Genomic DNA, 18,998 nt, shown 5'->3' on the forward strand with positions numbered 1-18,998 from the left:
TGCAGCATTGGGGTTGCAGAACAGGCTCTGGGGGCATTCATGAGTGTGGGGATTTCGCGATCCGCGCGGGGGATCGCCGGGGGGACCATGGTGTTGAGCGCGCTGGTTTTGACGCCGCTGCTGGCCACCGGCGCGCGGGCCGACGACCAGGCGCGCCGCGGCTCCGGTGATTACGAGCGCACCGTCACCGAAGGGGTGATGACGGGGGCCATGACCGGCTGTGCCGGCGGCCTTCTCGGCGGGCTGCTGAGCGGCAATGCGCAAAATGCCCTGACCGGGTGTCTGGTGGGCGGCGGCACCGGCATGGTGGCTGGCGGCATCGCCGGAAATGAGGTGGCCGAGCGGAAGCGCAACTATGCGGACGCGGAGGACAATCTCGATGGCCAGATCGCCACGGCCCGTCGCAACTCCGTGCGCCTGAAGAAGCTGGTGGCGAGCGTGGATGCCCTCACCGAACGCCGGCGCTCCGAGCTCGCCGCCCTGGAGCAGGTGCAGGGCGATACCGAGGCCCAGAGCCGCCTCAAGGCGGCGTTGACGGCCGACCTCGCCGATGTGGATCAAGCCCTGGCCCTCGCCCGCAAATCCCAGAAGGACCTCGCCGGCGCCGTGCGTCAGTACCGCGGCACGCCCGCCGGCCGTGAGCTGAACGGCCCGGTGGCGGCGGCCGGCAAGTCCATCCAGACGCTGGCGACCCGCCGGCAGGAGCTGCAGAAGATGCGGGCTGAGCTGTGATGCGGCGCGTTGCCCTGGCCCTGCTGCTGTCACCCCTGGTGATGGGGGCCTGCGAAGGGGTGAGCAGTGATCCCCGCCAGGGCGGCTTCGCCGGCGGGGTCTGCGGCCTGTCCACCGGCGCCTACCAGCGCCGGCTGGATGCCCGGCAGCGGGAGCTGGACGGCCTCGATGCCATCAATCGGCGCCTGGAATCCCGCGCCGCCAGCGGCCAGCGCGAGGCCGCCGGCCTCACCGCCCGCATCGCCCAGCAGAAGCGCCAGCTGGCCGCCGCACAGGCGGAGCTGGCGCAGCTCCGCGTCGAGGTGACGGCGCTGCAGCAGCTCGGCACCTATCGCCGCGCCGAGCTTGAGGCTGCCCGCCGCGAGGTGGCGGCGCTGGCCGATGAATTCGACCGCCTCTCCGCCGCCCACACCCATGCCGAACTGGCGGTGCGCGCCATGGAATCCGGCGTGCGACAGGCGCAGGCGCCGAACAGGGCCGAGGGGCAGGTGGGCGATGTGGACGCCAAGACCCTGACGGCCCAAACCCTGACCGCCCAGGAGCAGAGCACCAAGCGCCTGCGCGCCCGCATGGACCGGGTGCGGCGCGATCTCGACCTCTGATCCCCCGGGCGGAGGGGCGTGAGGCGCCGCTCGGGATAATCGGACAGGTTCGGCGGCGCGCGCGCCCGGCGAAGGGCCCGTTGCCGCCGCAGGGCGAATTCGGTGCCGGGAGCAACGGATCAGAGCGCCGCGGACCGGCCTGCGCCGTCCCGCCTGTCCCTGCCCAGACGCCACTGCTGGCCGCGCGGTACGCCACCCGCATCCCGCCCCGATGCGCGTCCCCCTGCCCCAGCTTGGAGCCAACGGTGGGCCGGCATGCGGTCGCCCTCCGTGGTTTCAGAGAGAACGACCGTGGGCGCAGGCCCGATCAGGTCCGGAGCCGATCCGCCGCCCTCCCGTGATGCGCGCCCGGCTTCTGCACCGACAACGACGCCCCTGCATGGGGACCCAACGCCATCCACTCCCGCAGTTGAGCCCCGCGCCTCAGGGCAGCGGCCCTCCTCATCGGACCTCCCCGACGCCCAGCCCTGCCCATCGTCGGTTCCGCCGACCGGCTGCGGGGCCGTGTGCCCCCATCGATGGCGTCTACAGCCAGCGCCCGGACCCGCGCCCCCGCGACCCGGGGCCTCCGACGTCTGCGCCGATCCCCACCCCACCGCCAATCACCCTTGAACCGGGGCCCACCGCAATGCCGAGGCCGCCGGCGGAACCGTTGGCTGCGGCCCGTGCCCAGCTGAAGGCGTCACGCTCAACGCGCACCGCGCCAACTCCCCCTCGGGCCTGATCGGGCCCGCACGGGGGTACCGCAGCGCCCCGATGTCCCCGCCTTCCGGGGAAACTCAAGCCTCAGCGGACCAGCCAAACAGGAGGTTCGCATGGCCCACACGTCCTTCTCCCACGAGAACCACAACGACGATCGTCTCCTCCAGCAGCCGCGCGCGCTCCGGCGCCTCGGCCGGCTGCTGAAGTCGCTCACCCGCCACCCCGCCGTCCGGGGAAACTCAAGCCTCTGCGAGCCAGCCCAACAGGAGGTTCGCATGGCCCAACTCCTCTTCCCCCACGACTACCAGGACGACGCGCGTCTCAACCGCATCTTCAGTGACCGGGCACGCCTGCCCCGGTTCCTTCGCGGACTACACGAGCGGCTCACCGGCCTGCCCGATCCGCGCCAGCCGGCGCGCGCCACCACACCGCTGAGGGTACTGGCCGCCGACATCGGCTGGCTCGCCGGCTTCTCGGCCACGGCCGCCGCCGGCGCCGCCATCGCCCATGCCGATCCTCTGAGTGTCACCGGTCCGTTGGCCGCCCTCATCTCGGCCTATGCGAGCCTCGGGGTCGTCGGCCGGTTGCGGCGGCTGGTGGTCGGGCACGCCCATGAGGCGGCGCACGGCGTCATCGCCGCCTTCTATCGCGAGCGGGGCGTGGCGAAGGCCCGCGCCCGGTCGCTCAACGAATGGGTGTTGGACATCGGCACCGCCCTCACCCTCACCCGCAACGGGCTCGACTATCGCCGCAGCCATGGTCCCCACCATGACACGGACAAGCTCGGCACCCTCCGGGACCCGGACGGCATGGACCTGCACAGCTGGCGCCTGTGGCGCGGGCTGGGCATCCGCTCGCTCCGCCTGGAACTGCTGCTGACCGCCCTCGACCCGTTTTGGCACGCCGGGATGATCTGGGCGCGGCTGAAATCCAACTTCGCCACGGGACGGCGCTCCCGCCGCCTCATGGCCCTGCCGCCGCTGCTGCTGGTGGTGGCCAGCGCTGCGGTGCTGCCGCTGCCAGTGTGGCTGATGGCCATCGGCCTGCCCTGGACCGTGGGCTACAACATCGCGGCCCTGCTGCAGGTGGTCACCGAGCATCCCTATGCGCAATCCGGCGCGGCCAACGACCATGCCGCCCACGCCGCCCGCAACTGGGACCGGGTGCCGGTGGATCCGCTGCCGGCGTCAGACCTCACCGGCTTTGCCAAGGCCAGGGCCTGGACGGTGTTCACCGCCCGCCTGCTGGCGCTCCACATCCCGGCCCGGCTGGCGGTTCTGGACAGCTCCATGATCGCCCACGCCTGGCACCACATGGCGTGGCCCACCGGCCACCGCTTCTTCGACTGGTGGGAGACCCCGCGCCGGGAGCTGGAGGCGCGCCGGGCCGGCACCCTGCCGCGGGCCGCGGCGACCCGGGTGCTGTTCGGCCTGGGCGAGGCCATCGCCCTGCAGGCGGTACAGTTCGCAAAGGCGCAGGCGGCCGAAGCGGCGACGACCGATGCCGAACCCGGAGAGCAGGACGGTTCGGGCATTTGAGCCGTCGCCGGGCCTTCCGGGTGAGACGCGCCAGAAAATCAGCGGCCGGCGGGATCACCCGCCGGCCGCATGCGTCACTTCTTGTTGCCCTCGGCGTCGAACTGGGAGAGGAACGCGATCAGGTTGGCGCGCTCCTCGTCATTCTTCACACCGGCGAAGGCCATCTTGCCCTTGGGGGCCAGCACCTTTGGATTGGTGAGGTAATTGTTGAGGGTCTCCAGGTCCCACACCTTGCCGGCGGCGGCGCCGTCCTTGATGTCCTGGGAATAGGCATAGCCCTCCATATGCGCCCATTTGGCGCCGACAATGCCGTTGAGCGGCGGGCCCACCTTGGTCTTGGCGCCGGGGCCGATGGCATGGCACGCCATGCATTTCTTGAAGACGGTCTCGCCCTTGGCGGCATCCGGTTCCGCGAACGCCGTCCCGGCGGTGGCCAACAGCAGCATCGAGGCCAATACGAGTCGCATGAGGCACTCCCTTTTCCGCGCGCGATGCTCCATCACACCGCACTATCCCTTCTTGCCGCTGCCGACGGACGGCCCCGGCCGCGCAAAACAGCCCGCTCGTAGCGAAAAGCGTGCCATCATGAGGGCTTTCCTCACCCGACTCCGCGCTGGCGCGGGCGCGAGATAAACCCCGTTTTTCATTATCATAGCTTCATGCTGGAACCGGATGCGACCTTGAGCCCCTCACCCACCCCGCCCCTGCTGGTGGTGAAACTGGGGGGCAGCCTGATGCGACATGCGCCACCGCGCGCCCTGTTGGCGCGTTTGGCGCCACTCAGCGGGGTGGTGCTGGTGCCCGGCGGCGGCGCTCTTGCCGATGGCGTGCGCACGGTGCAGCCCCAGTGGGGGCTCGGCGAAGGGGCCGCCCACCGCATGGCGGTGCTGGCCATGGAGCAGATGGCCCATGCTCTGGCCGATCTCGCGCCCGCCCTGCGCCCCGCCCGCACCCTGGCCGGCCTCGCCGCCGCCGGGCCGAGCGCGGCGTTATGGTTTCCCGCGGCAGTGCTGGTGGGCCATCCCGACATCGCCGAGAGCTGGGACATCACCTCCGACAGCCTCGCCTTATGGCTGGCGCGGCAATTGGGCGCCCCGCGCCTGCTGCTGGTGAAGGCGCCGGGAGCCGCCATCCCGCCCGCCGGCGCCGCCACGGATCTTGCCGGCTGGAGCGCCACCGGCCTCGTGGATGCGGCCTTTGCGGGCATGGCATCGGGCTACGAAGGCGATATTGTGCTTGCCGCCGCGGACGATGCGTCCACCCTCGACACCGTCCTTGCCCCTTATGAAGCGGCGGGCAGGACCCACGAACCGTGAAGGGCGAAGGCCCCCCATGAGCAAAGTGACCCCTCCCCGCTGGGCCTGGGCCCTGACGGGTTCCGGCCATTTCTTCACCGAGAGCATGGAGATCATCCGCGACCTGGGAGAGGTGGATCTCTTCATCTCCGCCGCCGCCGCCGAGGTGCTGCGCATGTACCGGCAAGACAAGGAGCCGCTGCCGGAGAGCGTCAACATCTATCGTGACGACAGCGCCTCCTCCGCCTCCATCGGCCGCTTCTACCATGGGGAATACCACACGCTGGTGGTCTCCCCCGCCACCTCCAACACGGTGGCGAAGGCGGTCTATGGCATTTCCGACTCCCTGGTCACCAATTGCTTTGCCCAGGCCGGCAAGTGCCGGGTGCCGTGCATCGTGTTCGCCTGCGACAGCGCGCCGGAGCTGATCACCATGGCCCCCGAAGGGCCGGTGCCGGTCTATCCGCGCCGGATCGACCTGGAGAACACGCAAAAGCTCAAGGATTTCGAGGCCACCGCCGTGGCCGAGAGCCTCAGCGAGCTGAAGATCCTCATCGCCCGCCGCCGCGCCGAGCTCGTCGCCGCCGGCCTCGCACCCGCTGCGGGGTGAGGCCATGGCCGAGCGGGTTGCGCTCATCACCGGCTCCCTCGCCGAGCCCCGCATCGCCCGCATCGCCGCGGCGATCGCCGACGAGGCACTGCATCCGGTGGTCATCAACATCGGCGTGAAGGTGGCAGCGCTGATGACCGCCGAGATCGTCGAACGCCGCCTGAAGCTGCCCGAGGACATCGACCGCGTGGTCATGCCCGGCCGCTTCCGGGGCGATCTCGACCGGCTGGCCGCGCGCTTCGGCATTCCCTTCGCCCGGGGTCCGGAAGAGGCGGCGGACCTGCCGGACTATTTCGGCAAAGGCAAGGGCGCGGCCGATCTCTCCCGCCAGGAGGTGCTGCTGTTCGCCGAGATCGTCGATGCCACCCGCCTGTCGGTGGACGACCTTCTGGCGCGTGCGCGCCGCCTGCGCGCCGACGGCGCCGACGTGATCGACCTCGGCGCTTTGCCGGACGAGCCGTTTCCGCACCTGGAGGAGAGCATCGCCGCCCTGAAGGGCGACGGCTTCAAGGTGAGCGTGGACAGTTTCGACACCGCCGAGCTGGCCCGCGCCACCCGGGCGGGGGCGGACTTTCTGCTCAGCCTCAACGAGACCAATCTCGACATCGCCCGGGAAGGCCCCGCCGTTCCGGTGCTGGTGCCGGCGACCCAGGGGGATCTCGCCTCGCTGATCCGCGCGGTGGAGGCCTGCGAGGCCCGGGCGCAGAGCTTTCTGGCCGATCCGATCCTCGACCCCATCCATTTCGGCTTCACCGCCTCCCTGCTGCGCTATGCGGAGCTGCGGCGGCTGAAGCCGGATATTCCCATTCTCATGGGCATCGGCAACGTCACCGAGCTGACCGATGCCGACACCACCGGCATCAACGCCCTGCTCATGGGGGTGATTTCGGAACTCCATCTCAATGCGGTGCTGGCGGTGCAGGTGAGCCCCCATTGCCGCACCGCCGTGCGCGAGTTCGACCGGGCCCGGCGCGAGTTCTTCGCCGCCCGCGAGGCCCGCTCTTTGCCCCAGGGCTTCGGCGGCGGACTGATGGCGCTGCGCGACCGCAAGCCCTTCACCACCACCCCGGCCGAGGTGGAGCGCCTCGCCAGCGAGGTGACCGACCGGGCCTTCCGCATCGAGGTGAGCGAACAGGGCATCCACGCCTACAATCGCGAGGGGCACCATGTGGCGGAAGAGCCCTTCGGCCTGTTCCCCCACCTCAAGGTGGAGAACGACGGCGCCCATGCCTTCTATCTCGGGGTCGAGACCGCGCGGGCGGAAATCGCCTTCCAGCTGGGCAAACGCTACGCCCAGGACGAGCCCCTGCACTGGGGCGTCGCCGGGGAGACCGGCGGGCGGGCGGATGCGGCCCATCAATTGACATTCAAGGCGGCCGGCTCAACCCTGCCGGCCAAGCAAAACGCCGATCAGAAAGGCGAATAAAGTGATCCGGGAGACCATCGTCACCACCGCCTCGCCGGCGGGCGTGGCCCATATCGCCCCCATGGGCGCGACGCTCACGGCGGGCGGCTATCTGCTGCTGCCGTTCCGCCCCTCGCGCACCCTCGACAACCTCCTGGCCAGCGGCGCGGGCGTGCTCAATTTCACCGATGATGCCCGCGTCTTCGCCGGCTGCGTCACCGGCCGGCGCCGCGATTGGCCCACCCTGCCCGCCGGCGCCAGCGTGCGCCTCGCCGACACCCTCGCCCATGCGGAGTTCGTGGTGGAGAAGGTGGAGGACGACCCCGTGCGCCCCCGCTTCCACTGCCGGGTGGTGAACAGCGAGAGCCACGGCCTGTTCCAGGGCCTCAACCGGGCGGTGGCGGCGGTGGTGGAAGGGGCGGTGCTGGTGTCGCGCCTGCATCTGCTGCCCGCCGACGAGGTGGCGCGGGAGATGGCGCGTCTCGCCATCGCCGTGGAAAAAACCGCCGGCCCGGCTGAGCAGGAGGCCTGGGGCTGGCTGGTGGACACGGTGGCCGCGCACCGGGCGCAGGTGGCATCATGAGCGCGGATGTCACCCGGCCCCCCGGCTTCCTCGCCTCGGTCGCCACCCTGAGCGAGATGGAAACGGTGCTGGCGTTCGGCGTCGACATCGTCGATCTCAAGGACCCGGCTGAGGGCGCGCTCGGCGCCTGGGCGCCGGACGAGCTGGAAGAAGCGGTGGCCCGCTGGCTCGCCTCCGGCACCCGCGCCAATCTCAGCGCCACCGTGGGCGATGTGCCGCTGGAGCCCGAAGCGCTGGTCGCCGCCGCCCGCCGCACCGCCGCCACCGGCGTGCCACTGGTGAAGATCGGCTTTCCCACGCCCACCGCGGCCACCCTGGCGCCGTGCCTGGAGGCGCTCGCCCCTCTTGCCCGCCAGCGCCGGCTCATCGCCGTGCTGTTCGCTGATCAGAAGCCGGACATCGGCCTCGTCCCGGCGTTCGCGGCGGCGGGCTTTGCCGGCGTGATGCTGGACACCGCCGACAAGGCCGCCGGCAGCCTGCGCGTCCATCTCGACGAGGCCACCCTCACCCGCTTCGTGGCGGCGGCGCGGGCGCAGCGGCTGATGACCGGCCTCGCCGGCTCCCTGACGCTCGCCGACGTCGCGCCCCTGGCGGCGCTTCACCCCGATTATCTGGGCTTTCGCGGCGCCCTGTGCGCCACAGGCCGCACCGGCGCGCTTGATCCCGAACGCCTCGCCGCGGTCGGCGCGGCCCTCAAAGGCGGCAGCGCAGCCGCCGCCTGAGGCCGCCCCTCAGCGCACCGCCAAAGCGGCGCGGACGGAAGCGTATTCCCGCATCAGCAGGTCGCACAGTTCGGCGGCCGGCAGGGCACGGGCGAGGGGCGCCCCCTGCCCCGCCCATTGGGCGCCGAAGCTGGCATCGCCCGCCGCCTTGGCCGCCGCGTTGAGGGCCTTGCCGGCGTCATAGGCCACCGGATAGGCGGCACGCGGCGTATCGAGGCTGGCCGCGAGCGCGGTGAAGCCGTTGGCGAGGCAGCGGGCCGGACGGCCGGAGATGGCGTCGGTCATCACCGTGTGGAAGGCGGCCGGGCTCGCCAAAGCGGCGCGATGGCCGGCATCCGCAGCGCTTTCCGGACAGGCGATGAAGGCGGTGCCCAATTGCACCAGCTCGGCTCCGGCGGCGAACGCCGCGGCGATGCCGCCGCCGGTCATGATGCCACCGGCGGCGATGACCGGAATGGACAGGTTGCGCGCCAGCACCTGCACCAGGGCCAAGGTGGAGAGGCGATCATCGGCGCCGGCCGGATCGAAGAGGCCGCGATGGCCGCCGGCCTCATAGCCCTGCGCCACCACCCCATCCATGCCGGCGGCGGCCACCGCCCGCGCCTCGTCGAGGCTGGTCGCGCTCGCCAGCAGCACCACGCCCTCCGCCTTCAGGCGCGTCACCAGATCGGCCGGCGGCAGGCCGAAATGGAAGCTCACCACCGCCGGGCGCTCGGCCACCAGCATCTCGGCCATCTCCGGATCCGCATTGAGGCTGCGGTAGATCTCATGGATCTCGGCGGGCGGGGGGGCGCCGAACCGGGCGAAGGCGGGCGCGAGCGCGGCCAGCCACGCCGCCTCGCGGGCGGCGTCCCGCACCGCCGGGGTGTGGCAGAACAAATTGACGTTGAACGGCTTGTTGATCAGCGCCCGGGTCGCGGCGATCATCTTGCGCCCCGCCTGCGCATCCACCGCGCCCAAGGCGATGGAGCCGAGCCCACCGGCCGCCGTCACCGCCGCCGCCAGCGCCGGCGTGGACGTGCCCGCCATGGGCGCCTGAATGATCGGAATCTCCATCTGGAGGCGGTGCATCAGCGCGCTCATGGCAGATCTCCCAGCTTTGTCGTTGGCGCCTTCATAGGCCCTGCCGACCGCCCGGGTCCAGCCGCGCGCCCGCCCATCCCAGGATGCGGCACCAGGGCACGCGCCGTCAGGATGGCTGCCACCACACGCCGGCGGTCATCGCCGACGGGGCCCGCTTCAGGGCTCCCGAAAGATGCAGCCGCCCTCTTGGAGCCGATCGCTGAACCCGAGGCACTCCGCGCGCCGGCGCTCAATCGTACTTGATGTAGGCGAAGCGCAGGTCGTGGGCGGGGGTGCCTTCCAAGGGCGCATCCTCCGCCGCGCCGGGCTGCCACATCACCACCTCCTCGATCTTTTGAGCGAGGGCGAAGTCGCGCACGGTGATGCCCTTGGCATCGTGGGACTGGAGGCGCACCTCCACCCAGGCATAAGAGGCGGTGAGGTCCGGATGGTGCCACGCCGCCTCAGCGAGGTGGCCCACCGTGTTGATCACCATCAGCGTGCCCTTCCAGCTGTTGGTGCGGTAGGTGCGGCGAATCCAGCCATCCTCATAGCGCCAGTGGGGCAGCTCGGCCGCAAGCCGGGCCTCGATCTCAGCGGTCGAAAAGGTCTGCTTGCGGTCGATGCTCATGGGTGCGCTCCCGGGTTGGGCGGAATGCCCGCCCCTCACAGCCCCTTCTGGCGGCGGGTGGCGGTGAGGGTGTTCTGCAAGAGGCAGGCGATGGTCATGGGGCCGACGCCGCCGGGCACGGGCGTGATGAGGCCGGCGATGCCCTGGGCCTCGGCGAAGGCCACGTCGCCCACCAGCTTCGTCTTGCCGTCATCCTTGGCGATGCGGTTGATGCCCACGTCGATCACCGTGGCACCGGGCTTGATCCAATCGCCGCGGATCATCTCCGGCCGGCCCACCGCCGCCACCAGAATGTCCGCCTCCCGGCATTCGGCGGCGAGGTCGCGGGTGCGCGAATGGGCCATGGTGACGGTGCAGTCTTCCTTCAGCAGCAGCTGCGCCGCCGGCTTGCCGACGATGTTGGAGCGCCCCACCACCACCGCCTTCAGGCCCGAAAGGTTGCCCACATAATGCTTGAGCAGCATGACGCAGCCGAGCGGCGTGCACGGCACCAGCGCGTCGAGGCCCACCGCCAGGCGGCCGGCATTGACGATGTGGAAGCCGTCCACGTCCTTGGCCGGGTCGATGGCGGCGATCACCTTGGCGGCGTCGATCTGCGCCGGCAGCGGCAACTGCACAAGAATGCCGTTCACCGCCGGATCGGCATTAAGCTTGTTCACCAGCGCCAGCACCTCATGTTCCGAGGTCTCCGCCGGCAGGCGATACTCGAACGAGGCCATGCCCACTTCCGTGGTCTGCGCCGCCTTGTTGCGCACATAGACTTGGCTCGCGGGGTCCTCGCCCACCAGCACCACGGCCAGGCCCGGCTTCACACCATGGGCGCGGCTGAGCTCGACCACCTCTTCCGCGAGGCGGGCCCGCAGATTGGCGGCAAAGGCTTTTCCATCGATAATCTTGGTTTCGATCACGGAAGACGGTCCCGTTGCTTGCGCCGCCGAGGCGCGGACAACCGAAGAGCCGGCGGGATGAGGCCCCCGCCGAACCCAGGAAGGATGGATCACGCGCCCGCTGCGATTGCAGGCGGGCTCCCAATCCGAGGCTCGCGGGTGTTGTTGGCCGCGCCGCGGCCAAGCGCAATACAAAACCACGCGCAGGCGTCGCAATGCAGCTCGCGCCCCAGCGCGCGAGACTCATTATATGGCAAAAATATTTCTCTTAAAGAAAAATATCAGGATGGGAACGCAACGCTCGGACCGCGCTGAAACGGGCCCCGGCGCGCGAAACGCTCACCTGTCCGCGCCTCCCAGGCCCGGCGCGCCGAGATGCAGGGCCTGCTCGCCATCCCCATGGCGCTGCCGTTCCAGCAGCGCCACGGCCGCGGCCAAAGGCAGCGGCGGCGCGAACAGATAGCCCTGGGCCTGATGGGAACCGAACGCCCGCAGGAATCGCAGCTGCTCGCGGGTTTCCACCCCCTCCGCCGTCAGGGTGATGCCCAGCGCCCGGCCGAGCCGCACCGTGTATTCGACGATGGAGGCGGCATCCCGCTGCCGGCCGAGGTTCATGATGAAGGAGCGGTCGATCTTGATCTTGGTGATGGGATAGCGCCGCACATGGACCAGCGAGGCATAGCCGGTGCCGAAATCGTCGAGGGCGAAGCGCACGCCCTTTTCCCGCAGCTGCATGAGCACGTCCTGGGCACCGGGCCCGAGATCGATGATGGCGCTTTCCGTCAGCTCCAGCTCCAGCCGCGCCGGATCAAAACCGGTCTCGCGCAGGGTGGCGAGCACATTGTCGACGATGCCGCCGCTGCGCAGGTTATAGGGGGAGAGATTGACCGCCAAAGTCACCCCCGGCAGGGCCTTGGCGTCGGCGCAGGCTGTGCGCAGCACGAAGGCATCCAGCCGGCTGATCAGCCGCGAGCGTTCGGCAATGGGCACGAACTCGCTGGGCAGAATGCGCCCGCGGATGGGGTGATCCCACCGGACCAGCGCCTCGAAGCCGACGATGCGCTCGCTCTCCACATCCACCTGCGGCTGGTAGAGCACCGTGAGCTCGCCATGGTCCAGCGCTTCGGACAGCTCCTTTTCCACCTGGCGCCGGCGAATCTGCGCCTGCTCCATGTGCGGCTCGAACTGCCGGAACACCCCGCCGCCCTCGGCCTTAGCGCGGTAAAGGGCGATATCGGCCAGCCGCATCAGCTCCGCCGCGCTCTCGCCATCGGCGGGCGCGCGCGCGGCGCCGATGGAGGCGGTCACCCGCAGATCCTGGTTTTCCACCGCAACCGGGATCTCGATGACCCCATAAAGGCTCGCAACGAGGCTTTTCAGGTCCTCGTCGCTCTCATAGCGGGCGAACAGAACGAACTCGTCGCCCCCCACCCGGCCGGCGCAGCCGCGCAGACCGAGACAGCTCTTCAGCCGCCGGCCCACCACCCGCAGCAGTTCGTCGCCCACCGCGTGGCCATGGGTGTCGTTGATGATCTTGAAGCCGTCGAGGTCCACATACATCACCGCCAGAGGTCCGACCTGGGCCGGCGGCGCCAGAATCGCCTCCAGCTCAGCGATGAAATGGCGCCGGTTGGCAAGGCCCGTCAGTTGGTCCTCATTGGCCAGATCGCGCGCCAGGGCCTCGCTGGAAGTGAGCGCGCCGGCCAGGCGTCGGGCCCGAACCATCAGGGCGAAGAAGATGGCGCACAGCGCCGCCGCCACGCTGGCCAGCGCCGGCATGGCGCGGGCCAGCAGCCCACCGCCCGGCTGCGCGCCGTGCCAGGTGACCGCCACCTTCCCGCCATCATAGAGATTGGGCAGCAGCAGCGCCTTTTCGTGGCTCTCCACTTCGGCCGCTTTCAAGCCGACATTCTGCACTTCATTAACCCGGAACACGTCGTCCAGCGCCGGCTCGTCCATGACGTCGGCGGCAAGAACGATAAAGGTGGCCGGCTTGCCGGTGGCCGGATCCGTATGCTTGAGGGTCCGCGCCAGCAGCAGCACGCTCTTGCCGCCGCCCACCACCAGCCCCTTGCGCTCGTTCTGGCTGCGCGCCAGCAGACGCAGCAAGGCCGGCCGCAGCGCCTCGAACGTGTCGGTATCCCCCAGCCGGCCATTTTCCGAGGCATAGAGCAGATTGCCCGCGCCATCGGTGACATAGGCATATTCGAGGTCGAAATCCTGCGTCAGCCGGGCGCCCAGGCGACCATGCACATCCTGGAGATCACCGCGAATGACCGCATCGAGGTCGCGCTCCGGCCGCACCGATTCCAGCGCCCGCTCCATGAAACGCTCGTGGACCTGGAACGCCTGCGCCAGCGCGCCCTTCTCCCGCGCGAGGGTGCGCGCATCCTCGCCGCGGGCAGCCAGCAGCAGGATCAGCGCGCCCGCGCCCAACAGGACGACCAGCGCCGCCAGCCCGAACATGAACGAACGCTGTGTACGCGCAGGAATGATCCGGCTCCTTTAAAGCCGCCCAGTATCGCGTGGGGAACGCGACCAAGCCGCAGGTCTGTGCGACTTATGTCGAACAGATCAGGTTTGCGCGCAAGGCATCCTTCCCCAGCAGCTGTGAAAAGCGACTAACCGCCCGCAAACCACCAGGTGGCAAGACCCAGAAACGCCAGGAAGCCAACGCAGTCAGTAACCATAGTCACGAAAACTCCGGAGGCTACCGCCGGATCGAGTTTCAGGCGGGAAATACCCAGCGGTATCAAAATGCCAAACAGGCCCGCCGCCGCCATATTCATGACCAGCGCCGCCGAAATCACGAAGCCCAGGTGCACATTGGCAAACCACAGCGCCGCGATGCCGCCGAGCAGGCAGGCCAGAGCCACCCCGTTGAACAGCCCCACCAGCAACTCGCGGGAGACAATGCGGCGGGCATTGTGGGTGGACAGATCCTTGGTCGCCAGCGCCCGCACCGCCACCGTCATGGTCTGGGTGCCGGCATTGCCGCCCATGGAGGCGACAATGGGCATCAGCACTGCCAGCGCCACCATCTTCTCGATGGTGCCCTCAAACAGAGAGATGATGGAGGCGGACACGAACGCCGTTCCCAGATTCACCACCAGCCACGGCAACCGGCTCCGGGCCGTGTAGGCAACGGTATCAGACAGCTCCTCATCACTGCCCACGCCGGCGAGGGCGCGCAGGTCCTCGTCGGCCTCCTCCTGGATGACGTCGACCATGTCGTCGATGGTCATCACGCCGACGAGGCGGCCCGCGTCGTCCACCACCGGGGCCGAAACCAGGTTGTAGTGCTCGAACCGACGCGCCACCTCTTCCTGGTCCTCGGCCGCCTTCATCACCTGCATCTGGTCGGACTTCACCGCCGTCAGCAGCACGTGTCGGCGGGTGCGCAGCAGCCGGTCGAGGGGCACAGCGCCGATCAGCCGGTAGCCCGGATCCACCACAAAGATCTCATGGAAGGTGTCCGGCAGGTTGGGGGTTTCGCGCATGTAGTCGATGGCCCGGCCTACCGTCCAGAACGGCGGCACGGCGATGAACTCGGTCTGCATACGCCGCCCGGCGCTGTCCTCGGGATAGTCGAGGGAGCGCTGCAGCGCCACCCGCTCGGGCGCCGGCATATGCTCGAGGATGGCGGCAACATCCTCTTCCGACAGGTCTTCCAGAATGTAGACCGCGTCGTCGGAATCGAGCCCCCGCATGCCCTGCGCCACGGTCTGCGGCGACAGGCCGTGCAGGATCTGGACGCGCACCGTCTCGTCGAGCTCAGTCAGGGCGGTGAAGTCGAAGGCCGGGCCCAGCAGCTCGATCAGCCGGCGGCGTTCATCCCCTTCCAGCGCTTCCAGAAGGTCGCCCATATCGGCTTCGTGGACGTCCTGGGTGAGGACCTTCAGCCGGTCCACATCCCGTTCGCCGATAGCCGCCGAAACGGCTTCGCGGAACGCTTCCGCGATGTTGCCGGCCTCATCCCGCACCACCGGCAGATCATCGGCGCGCTCGGCGTCGGCGAGATGAAGATCCTCGCTCATGGCTGCTCCCGGTTCGGTCGAGATTGGCTGAAGGGGCCCGTCCGCAGCACGGCCGGAAAAGGCCGGCAGGCACTGCGCGAACGCGCCTGCTCTGGCTCTAGAGGGCCATTGCCGCGAAGGGAAGCGGCAAAACGGGCGAGAATGGAAAGGCGTTGCAACAAAGCGGGACCGAGACTCCCGCGCAACACCTTCATTTCGCCCCGCCTCCCGCTTATGCCAGCGCCGCAATCGCGGTGCGGAGAGCCAGCATGAGTGGGATGACACAACATTGGCCGATGCCGGCCACGGCCTGCCGGCGGCCCCACATCCTGGCCAACGCCCCTCTCCTGGCGGCCCTCGCGATGGCCGCCGGCCTGTGGCTGAGCCCGACCCTCGCCCGCGCTGCCGAGGACTGCCCGGCCGGCGCGCTGGGAACGGCCCGCGTGCTGGAGATCGACCCCAAAGGAGTGCGGGTGGGCACCAAGTCGTTCACCGGCACCCTGCCTTTGCAGCCCAAGGAAGTGGTGCTCACCTTCGACGATGGCCCCTGGCCCACCACCACAGCGGCGATTCTCGACGCGCTGAAGGCCGAATGCGTCCGCGCCACCTTCTTCCTCATCGGCCAGAATGCGAAGGCGCGCCCGGCCTTGGTGCGGCGGGAGCTGGCCGAGGGCCACACGCTCGCCCACCATTCCATGACCCATCCGGCGGCAACCCTCGCCAAGCTGCCGTTCGACGCGGCGGTAGCGGACATCAAGAAGGGAATCGCCGCCGACGACGAGGCCGCCTACGGCCGCGCCGCAGGCGCGCCGCGGGTGCCGTTCTTCCGTTTTCCCGGATTCGCCGCGACGCCCGAGCTCCTGGCCTATCTCGACCAGCACGGCATCGCCGTGTTCGGCGCCGATTTCTGGGCCAGCGATTGGAATAAGATGACGCCGGAGCAGGAACTGGAGCTGGTGCTGAAGCGGCTCGATGCGACGGGCGGCGGCATCGTGCTGTTCCACGATACCAAGGCGCAGACCGCGGCCATGATTCCCGCCTTCCTGCGCGCCCTGAAGGATCGCGGCTACAGCATCGTCCACATAGTGCCGAAGGCCTCCGCCCAAGCGGGCTGAGGGCCGGCACCACGTGCCGCAGACGAAACCAGAAACGAAAAAAGGCGGCCGAGGCCGCCCTGTTTCATCTCCGGCTCAGCCGGAAGGCCATTTCCTGGTGCGGACGAGAGGACTCGAACCTCCACGGGTCTCCCCACTAGCACCTCAAGCTAGCGCGTCTACCAATTCCGCCACGACCGCAGTCAGGGATGGCACCGCCGGGGCCCATGGTGTGGACCGCTTCCGGCGGGGCCCATCGTCTAACAGATCGACTCGGGCGCCACAAGAGCGTCATGCGCCCCATTTCAGAAACCGCCCCGGCCTGTGGATGACGGCCGCGCCAGGTGTGGTGACAGCTCTCCGGAATGCCGCGGCCAACAGGCTCTGGACCTGCCGCAGGAATGGTTTATGCCATGCCGATCATGACCACGCTTCCTTCGCCCGCGGCGGTGCCGTTACCGCGCGCCAGCCTCAACACCACCTTCCGCCCGCAGGACCCGGCCGCGCCGCCGGTGGAATGGATGGTCAGCGACCGGCAGGTTCCTTATCCCGAGGCCCTGGCCGCCATGGAGGCGCGGGTGGCCGCCATCGCCGATGGCGCGGCGGGCGAGGCGGTCTGGCTGCTGGAGCATCCACCGCTCTACACCGCCGGCACCAGCGCGCGACCGGAAGACCTGGTGGAGCGCCGCTTTCCGGTCTACGAAGCCGGCCGCGGCGGCCAGTTCACCTATCATGGCCCCGGCCAGCGGGTGGCCTATGTGATGCTCGACCTGCATCGCCGCGCGCCCGATGTGCGCCGCTATGTCAGCGCCCTCGAAGCCTGGCTTATCGGCACCTTGTCCGCCTTCAACGTCACCGGCGAGCGGCGGGAAGAGCGGGTCGGCGTGTGGGTGCGTCGACATGGGGACGAGGACAAGATCGCCGCCATCGGCATCCGCGTGCGCCGCTGGGTGACGTTCCACGGCATCTCCTTGAACGTGGAACCGGATCTCAGCCATTTCGGCGGCATCGTGCCCTGCGGCGTGCGCGAGCACGGGGTGACCAGCCTGGCCGATATGGGCATCCCGGTGAGCATGCCAGAGGTGGATGCCGTGCTGCGGGTGGCCTTCGAGGAAATCTTCGGCCCCACCCAATTGGCCTCTCCTCTGGTGTGAGCGTAGGGGCGTCGCCCGTGCCCCCGCTGGGGCAGTGGTGCCAATCTTGCGCCGCTGGCAGCCCCGCCATCGCCTCACGGTCCCAAACGCCTGCCATCGCCCCTTGCATCCCCGTCGCCCTCCGGCTTGACCGGAGGGCCCATCGCTCCGTCGGCGCCGGCCCTGAGGGTGGAAATGGGTGCTCCGGTCAAGCCGGAGCACGACGGCGATGAGGTGGCGAGGGAGCGGAGGGTGATGGGCGCAATATTGCCAACCTCCGTCGCCCTCCGGCTTGACCGGAGGGCCCATCGCACCGCCAAGCGCCGGCCCTGAGGGTGGAAATGGGTGCTCCGGTCAAGCCGGAGCACGACGGCGGTGAGGTGGCGAGGGAACGGAGGGTGATGCGGGTGGTCAGCGGGATAACCGGCGCATGCCGGCGATCTCTGCCAGCCGAACGCCGGCCTCAGATGCCCAGCTTCGCCTTCAGGATCTCGTTCAGCGCCTGGGGGTTGGCTTTGCCCCCGGAGGCCTTCATGGCCTGGCCGACGAACCAGCCCAGCATGGTGGGCTTGGCCTGAACCTGGGCCACCTTATCCGGATTCTTGGCGATGATCTCGTCCACCACCTTCTCGATGGCGCCGGTATCCGTCACCTGCTTCATGCCCCGCGCTTCAACCACCACCTTGGGGTCGCCGCCTTCGGTATAGATGATCTCGAACAGGTCCTTGGCGATCTTGGACGAGATGGTGCCCTCGGCGATCAGGTCGAGGATGGCGCCGATCTGCTCCGGCGTCACCGGCGAGGTGGTGACGTCCTTGCCGTCCTTGTTCAGCCGGCCGAACACTTCGTTGATGACGAAATTGGCCGCCGCCTTGCCATCGCGCCCGCTGCCATCGCGCCCCTTGGCCACCTTCTCGAAGAAATCGGCGGTGTCGCGCTCGGCGACCAGCACGCCGGCGTCATAGGCCGAGAGGCCGTAATCGGCGATGAAGCGGGCCTTCTTCTCGTCGGGCAGTTCAGGCAGATCCTGCTTCAGCCCCTCGACGAACTCGGCCTTGATGTCGAGCGGCAGCAGGTCCGGATCAGGGAAATAGCGGTAGTCGTGCGCCTCTTCCTTGGAGCGCATGGACCGCGTCTCGCCCTTGTTGGGGTCGAACAGGCGGGTTTCCTGGTCGATGGCGCCGCCATCTTCCAGAATCTCGATCTGGCGGCGGGCCTCCACCTCGATGGCCTGGCCGATGAAGCGGATGGAGTTGACGTTCTTGATCTCACAGCGGGTGCCCAGCGGCCCGCCCGGGCGACGCACGGAAACGTTCACGTCGGCCCGCAGATTGCCCTTCTCCATGTCGCCGTCGCAGGTGCCAAGGTAGCGCAGGATGGTGCGCAGCTTGGTCACATAGGCCTTGGCCTCATCCGAGGAGCGCAGATCGGGCCGCGACACGATCTCCATCAGCGCCACGCCGGACCGGTTGAGGTCGACAAAGCTCTGGGTGGGGGAGAGATCATGGATGGACTTGCCGGCGTCCTGCTCCAAGTGCAGGCGTTCGATGCCCACCGCGATGGCCTCGCCGTCGGGCAGGTCCACGGTCACCTCACCCTCGCCGACGATGGGGTATTTGAACTGGCTGATCTGATAGCCCTGCGGCAGATCCGGGTAGAAATAGTTCTTCCGGTCGAACACCGAATGCAGGTTGATCTGCGCCTTGAGGCCAAGGCCGGTGCGCACCGCCTGGGCCACGCACTCCTTGTTGATCACCGGCAGCATGCCCGGCATGGCGGCATCCACCAGCGAGACATGGTCGTTGGGCTCGCCACCGAAAGCGGTGGAGGCGCCGGAAAAGAGCTTGGCATTGGAAGCGACCTGGGCATGCACCTCCATGCCGATCACCACCTCCCAGTCGCCGGTGGCGCCATGGATGAGCTTCTTGGCGTCGGCGGGCCGCGTATGAACCGTCATCGTCGTCCTAATCCGTAGTGCGGCAGTGC

General features: G+C 69.1%; 17 protein-coding genes and 1 tRNA gene. 10 read left to right on the forward strand and 8 right to left on the reverse strand.

The features are described 5' to 3' along the window. The first annotated feature begins 93 nt into the window (after positions 1-93). From ACU4E7_RS19415 to ACU4E7_RS19425, 3 genes are all read left to right on the forward strand, one after another. Positions 94-732: a hypothetical protein gene (locus ACU4E7_RS19415; protein ID WP_238122969.1), complete on the forward strand. Its 639-nt coding sequence runs from the start codon at positions 94-96 to the stop codon at positions 730-732. Then, a complete protein-coding gene (locus ACU4E7_RS19420) occupies positions 732-1,334 on the forward strand; it encodes a hypothetical protein (RefSeq protein ID WP_238122970.1) in 603 nt (200 codons plus the stop codon). The genes ACU4E7_RS19415 and ACU4E7_RS19420 overlap by 1 nt, the downstream gene beginning before the upstream one ends. A 977-nt stretch (positions 1,335-2,311) precedes the next feature. Then, a complete protein-coding gene (locus ACU4E7_RS19425; protein WP_238122971.1) occupies positions 2,312-3,574 on the forward strand; it encodes a hypothetical protein in 1,263 nt (420 codons plus the stop codon). A 74-nt stretch (positions 3,575-3,648) separates the two neighbouring features. Here the strand turns inward: ACU4E7_RS19425 and ACU4E7_RS19430 are convergent, their stop codons facing one another. Then, entirely contained in the window at positions 3,649-4,041 is a 393-nt protein-coding gene (locus tag ACU4E7_RS19430; protein WP_238122972.1) for a c-type cytochrome, read from the reverse strand. 213 nt (positions 4,042-4,254) lie between these two features. Between ACU4E7_RS19430 and ACU4E7_RS19435 the strand changes: the two genes are divergently transcribed. The 5 genes from ACU4E7_RS19435 to ACU4E7_RS19455 are packed head-to-tail and all read left to right on the forward strand — an operon-like array spanning position 4,255 to position 8,189. Then, entirely contained in the window at positions 4,255-4,890 is a 636-nt protein-coding gene (locus tag ACU4E7_RS19435) for an amino acid kinase family protein (protein ID WP_447019859.1), read from the forward strand. A gap of 16 nt (positions 4,891-4,906) precedes the next feature. Next, a complete protein-coding gene (locus tag ACU4E7_RS19440; RefSeq protein WP_447019860.1) occupies positions 4,907-5,479 on the forward strand; it encodes a flavoprotein in 573 nt (190 codons plus the stop codon). A 4-nt stretch (positions 5,480-5,483) separates the two neighbouring features. Beyond that, positions 5,484-6,905, forward strand: a complete 1,422-nt coding sequence (locus tag ACU4E7_RS19445; RefSeq protein WP_447019861.1) for a DUF6513 domain-containing protein — start codon at positions 5,484-5,486, stop codon at positions 6,903-6,905. Between the two features lies 1 nt (position 6,906). Continuing rightward, positions 6,907-7,467, forward strand: a complete 561-nt coding sequence (locus tag ACU4E7_RS19450; protein WP_238122976.1) for a DUF447 domain-containing protein — start codon at positions 6,907-6,909, stop codon at positions 7,465-7,467. Continuing rightward, on the forward strand, positions 7,464-8,189 hold the full coding sequence (locus tag ACU4E7_RS19455) for a (5-formylfuran-3-yl)methyl phosphate synthase (RefSeq protein ID WP_447019862.1): 726 nt from the start codon (positions 7,464-7,466) through the stop codon (positions 8,187-8,189). Before ACU4E7_RS19450 ends, ACU4E7_RS19455 begins: the two co-directional genes overlap by 4 nt. A gap of 9 nt (positions 8,190-8,198) precedes the next feature. Here the strand turns inward: ACU4E7_RS19455 and ACU4E7_RS19460 are convergent, their stop codons facing one another. The 5 genes from ACU4E7_RS19460 to mgtE all read right to left on the reverse strand — a co-directional run bounded on the left by ACU4E7_RS19460 (position 8,199) and on the right by mgtE (position 14,806). Beyond that, positions 8,199-9,272, reverse strand: a complete 1,074-nt coding sequence (locus tag ACU4E7_RS19460) for an NAD(P)H-dependent flavin oxidoreductase (protein WP_447019863.1) — start codon at positions 9,270-9,272, stop codon at positions 8,199-8,201. Positions 9,273-9,501: 229 nt separating this feature from the next. Then, positions 9,502-9,882: a 4a-hydroxytetrahydrobiopterin dehydratase gene (locus tag ACU4E7_RS19465; protein WP_238122979.1), complete on the reverse strand. Its 381-nt coding sequence runs from the start codon at positions 9,880-9,882 to the stop codon at positions 9,502-9,504. Between the two features lie 35 nt (positions 9,883-9,917). Next, positions 9,918-10,790: a bifunctional methylenetetrahydrofolate dehydrogenase/methenyltetrahydrofolate cyclohydrolase FolD gene (gene folD / locus ACU4E7_RS19470; protein ID WP_447019864.1), complete on the reverse strand. Its 873-nt coding sequence runs from the start codon at positions 10,788-10,790 to the stop codon at positions 9,918-9,920. Between the two features lie 318 nt (positions 10,791-11,108). Continuing rightward, positions 11,109-13,235, reverse strand: a complete 2,127-nt coding sequence (locus ACU4E7_RS19475) for a putative bifunctional diguanylate cyclase/phosphodiesterase (protein ID WP_447019865.1) — start codon at positions 13,233-13,235, stop codon at positions 11,109-11,111. Positions 13,236-13,390: 155 nt separating this feature from the next. Beyond that, a complete protein-coding gene (gene mgtE, locus ACU4E7_RS19480; protein ID WP_238122982.1) occupies positions 13,391-14,806 on the reverse strand; it encodes a magnesium transporter in 1,416 nt (471 codons plus the stop codon). Positions 14,807-15,054: 248 nt separating this feature from the next. On the opposite strand from mgtE, the gene ACU4E7_RS19485 reads away from it, so the two are divergent. Next, entirely contained in the window at positions 15,055-15,900 is an 846-nt protein-coding gene (locus ACU4E7_RS19485) for a polysaccharide deacetylase family protein (RefSeq protein WP_447019866.1), read from the forward strand. Between the two features lie 95 nt (positions 15,901-15,995). Here the strand turns inward: ACU4E7_RS19485 and ACU4E7_RS19490 are convergent. Continuing rightward, positions 15,996-16,080: transfer RNA gene (locus ACU4E7_RS19490), tRNA-Leu, on the reverse strand. A gap of 221 nt (positions 16,081-16,301) precedes the next feature. On the opposite strand from ACU4E7_RS19490, the gene lipB reads away from it, so the two are divergent. Then, the gene (lipB, locus tag ACU4E7_RS19495; protein ID WP_447021671.1) at positions 16,302-17,033 is read left to right on the forward strand and encodes a lipoyl(octanoyl) transferase LipB; all 732 of its coding nucleotides are present in this window, start codon (positions 16,302-16,304) and stop codon (positions 17,031-17,033) included. 442 nt (positions 17,034-17,475) lie between these two features. Here lipB and gatB read toward each other — a convergent pair whose 3' ends face one another. Continuing rightward, complete coding sequence (gene gatB, locus ACU4E7_RS19500) at positions 17,476-18,969, reverse strand: Asp-tRNA(Asn)/Glu-tRNA(Gln) amidotransferase subunit GatB (RefSeq protein ID WP_447019867.1); 1,494 nt, start codon at positions 18,967-18,969, stop codon at positions 17,476-17,478. Positions 18,970-18,998: the final 29 nt, after the last annotated feature.

The sequence above is a fragment of the Xanthobacter sp. ZOL 2024 genome, from assembly GCF_052932325.1.

Excerpts from the sequence above, each read along its gene's own strand:
- ACU4E7_RS19440 (WP_447019860.1), top strand. The coding sequence starts at position 4,907 with ATGAGCAAAGTGACCCCTCCCCGCTGGGCCTGGGCCCTGACGGGTTCC.
- ACU4E7_RS19430 (WP_238122972.1), bottom strand. The coding sequence starts at position 4,041 with ATGCGACTCGTATTGGCCTCGATGCTGCTGTTGGCCACCGCCGGGACG.
- ACU4E7_RS19485 (WP_447019866.1), top strand. The coding sequence starts at position 15,055 with ATGAGTGGGATGACACAACATTGGCCGATGCCGGCCACGGCCTGCCGG.
- ACU4E7_RS19425 (WP_238122971.1), top strand. The coding sequence starts at position 2,312 with ATGGCCCAACTCCTCTTCCCCCACGACTACCAGGACGACGCGCGTCTC.
- gatB (WP_447019867.1), bottom strand. The coding sequence starts at position 18,969 with ATGACGGTTCATACGCGGCCCGCCGACGCCAAGAAGCTCATCCATGGC.
- lipB (WP_447021671.1), top strand. The coding sequence starts at position 16,302 with ATGACCACGCTTCCTTCGCCCGCGGCGGTGCCGTTACCGCGCGCCAGC.
- ACU4E7_RS19475 (WP_447019865.1), bottom strand. The coding sequence starts at position 13,235 with ATGTTCGGGCTGGCGGCGCTGGTCGTCCTGTTGGGCGCGGGCGCGCTG.
- ACU4E7_RS19465 (WP_238122979.1), bottom strand. The coding sequence starts at position 9,882 with ATGAGCATCGACCGCAAGCAGACCTTTTCGACCGCTGAGATCGAGGCC.
- ACU4E7_RS19445 (WP_447019861.1), top strand. The coding sequence starts at position 5,484 with ATGGCCGAGCGGGTTGCGCTCATCACCGGCTCCCTCGCCGAGCCCCGC.
- ACU4E7_RS19455 (WP_447019862.1), top strand. The coding sequence starts at position 7,464 with ATGAGCGCGGATGTCACCCGGCCCCCCGGCTTCCTCGCCTCGGTCGCC.
- ACU4E7_RS19420 (WP_238122970.1), top strand. The coding sequence starts at position 732 with ATGCGGCGCGTTGCCCTGGCCCTGCTGCTGTCACCCCTGGTGATGGGG.
- mgtE (WP_238122982.1), bottom strand. The coding sequence starts at position 14,806 with ATGAGCGAGGATCTTCATCTCGCCGACGCCGAGCGCGCCGATGATCTG.
- ACU4E7_RS19460 (WP_447019863.1), bottom strand. The coding sequence starts at position 9,272 with ATGAGCGCGCTGATGCACCGCCTCCAGATGGAGATTCCGATCATTCAG.